The organism is uncultured Romboutsia sp., assembly GCF_958366745.1.
In the GTDB taxonomy this organism is placed as follows: Bacteria; Bacillota; Clostridia; order Peptostreptococcales; family Peptostreptococcaceae; genus Romboutsia; species Romboutsia timonensis.
This window is the reverse complement of the sequence record NZ_CATXCO010000288.1, coordinates 1-2,640: the sequence shown is the minus strand read 5'-3', so window position 1 is coordinate 2,640 and position 2,640 is coordinate 1. Positions and strand designations below refer to the sequence as shown.

The 2,640-nt window shown below is 25.3% G+C and carries 3 protein-coding genes; all 3 read left to right on the top strand.

Going from position 1 to position 2,640, the window contains the following annotated elements; translation table 11 throughout:
- Positions 1-188 (top strand): hypothetical protein (locus Q5F54_RS12830; protein WP_302334561.1); only part of this gene is annotated, 188 nt, incomplete at its 5' end.
- Between the two features lie 29 nt (positions 189-217).
- Positions 218-1,051, top strand: a complete 834-nt coding sequence (locus Q5F54_RS12825) for a hypothetical protein (protein ID WP_281537241.1) — start codon at positions 218-220, stop codon at positions 1,049-1,051.
- 141 nt (positions 1,052-1,192) lie between these two features.
- Complete coding sequence (locus tag Q5F54_RS12820) at positions 1,193-1,789, top strand: hypothetical protein (RefSeq protein ID WP_302334560.1); 597 nt, start codon at positions 1,193-1,195, stop codon at positions 1,787-1,789.
- Positions 1,790-2,640: the final 851 nt, after the last annotated feature.

Below are 2,640 nucleotides of genomic sequence, written 5' to 3'. Positions count from 1 at the left end.
ATAGAATGAAGTTATCTAAACAGAAAATTTTTTTAATCATAATTATAAGTTGTGCTTTTTTAATAGGCTGTTCAAGGAATAAAAGTTATATTGAAGACTATGAATATGGCTTATTATATACTTCAAATAGCGGTTCAGTTGTATCTCTTTATGACAAACAAGGTGAAAATTTAGGGGAAAAAATTTAAACGTATCAGGGATAACATTTGGAAGTTTTATGAAAAACGGAATAGAAGTAAAAGATAAACTATATTATGCTGCTCCATTAGCTGGAAGTAATCAACAAGATTTTGTTGTAGAGATGGATAAAGATAAATTATCTGTAAGCAAAATTAAAAGTACAGGAGTTACTCCAACATTTTTTTCTTCCGATGGGAAATACACTTTTAGTGGGATTTCTTCATTAAATAATTCTCAAATAATTAAGACCGACATAGAAAAAAATAAAGTAATAGGTACAAATGAATTAGAGGGTCAAGGCATCAATATGATTGAAGATGGAAATCAACTTTATATTTTAAGTATAAATCACAATGACTCAGGAAAATCAACAAGTGGAAATTTATATACAATTGATAAGTCTAGTTTTAAAGTTCTAAATAAAATAGTTGTTGAAGATATAAGTTTTACTTGTGATATGGCAAAAATAAGTAATTACATATACATTCTAGTCACTAATGATGGTTTAGATAACAAAACAAATAAGGTTAGAAGGATTAGTTTGAAAGATGGATCTATAAAAGAGTTCAACTTACCATTTAAGAATTTATCAAAAATTCATATAAATAATGATGATATTTATATTGTAGAGTCTGATGTACACAGAGAAGAAATTTGTAATAATGTTGCTAAATTAGATATAAAAACTGGAGAAATAAAATCTTTTAATGTTGAGGGAAACATCCTTTCAAGTATAATAGCAGATAATAAATTTATTTTATCTGATGGTAAAAAGGTATATGTACATAATTTAAATGATTTTAAACTTGAGAAAGAATTTGATGCAAAATCTTATGATAATAAGGTTTTTGTATCTATATTTAAAAAATAAATATAGATATTCTAAAGTTAGTTATTGATTTTCAAAAAAAAGAAAATTTACATGTGTCATTATTTGATGAATCAAGAGAGATTATAATTTAATGTATAATAAGACTGAAAGAAAACACGAAAGATAATAGGGGGATTTAATATGAATAAAAGAATTATGGCTTTAGGGCTATTAGGACCTTCTCTATCAATGGCTGTACCTGTTACAAATTATGCTAAAGAAATAGAGACTGATAAGGAAATTGTTACTAATATTGAAGGAAATGAAGTATTAGAAACACCTGTTACGGCTGAAGAGTACGAGGCATTTGGGGAAGGTGCAAAAGACGATTGTGAAGAAACTTATAAACTTGAAGTTACAGATGAAAATATAGATAAGATAAAAGCTGGAGAAGAAGTTCAAGCTATAAGTACAGAGAATAGCTCAAGATCTATAAGCTGTAGTTATAACTGGACACCAAGAAATACAAGCTGGTCAGTTAAGATAAGCGGACTTAATGACTATAAGTTAGGATTTACAAGATTTTTAATACAAAATAAGTTTACTAGAAGTGGAAAACAATATACTGGAACTTTATATGATGAATCTATTCAGCTAGGATTGCTAAATAATGGAACATATACTCCTAGTGGGAAGGTTGGACCTACAGCTGGAAAAATTCAAACAGGAGATGCTTTATACGTTACAGTTAAAAGAGGAAATACAACAGTACATAGTTGCGTTAAAAGCGCTAAATAAATAGAAAAAGGCTATGGTTGATAGTAGACCATAGCCTTTTAAATTTGTATATTAAAATGTTTTTAAAACTGAGGAGCAATATGGTGAGATACGAATTATTCACCATTTATACTTATAAAATTCATTTTTATTGAAATGAATTTTAATAAATAATTTATGAATAAAAATGTAGCTATATAGTAACATGTAAAAAAAAGAATGTTATTAATAGCAATTACACTTTCAAAAACTAGTAAAACACAAGTAATTATGCAAAATAATAACTGTAAACTATAATAAGAATCTTTAATAACCTTTATATTATTATTTTTTATAGTGCAAATAATAAATTTCTTTTTAAATGATACGAGACTATATGTAAAAAAAATCAATGGGATTATAATCGCAGAAATTACAAGTAATGTATATTCCATTTAAATACTAACCTCCTTTTTTTATTTATTCCCTATATAATAATTATTATAATAAGTGAGTATTATGCACATTATATTTATGAATAAACACCAATATTATTGATATTTATTCATAAATATAATTCTGATAAAATAATTACAGAAGACTAGTATAAAAATATTTGTAAAAAGATTATTTCTGTATATATAAATAAAATTAAAAAAAGCAAACCTATTTTAATTTATTACAATGATGAATCAATTCAAAATACAGCATTTGAGTTTGAGTTTATATATTTAGATTCAGAAGGAAATAAAATAGAGCGTTATTAATTTATTACAAAATATAAAAACTATAAATTACGTGATCCAAAATAATTAAAAATAAGGCTTAAATTAAGCCTTATTTCAGAGCGTAGACAAAGTCTACGCTCTTTTATTTTTGTCAATACTCTTTAT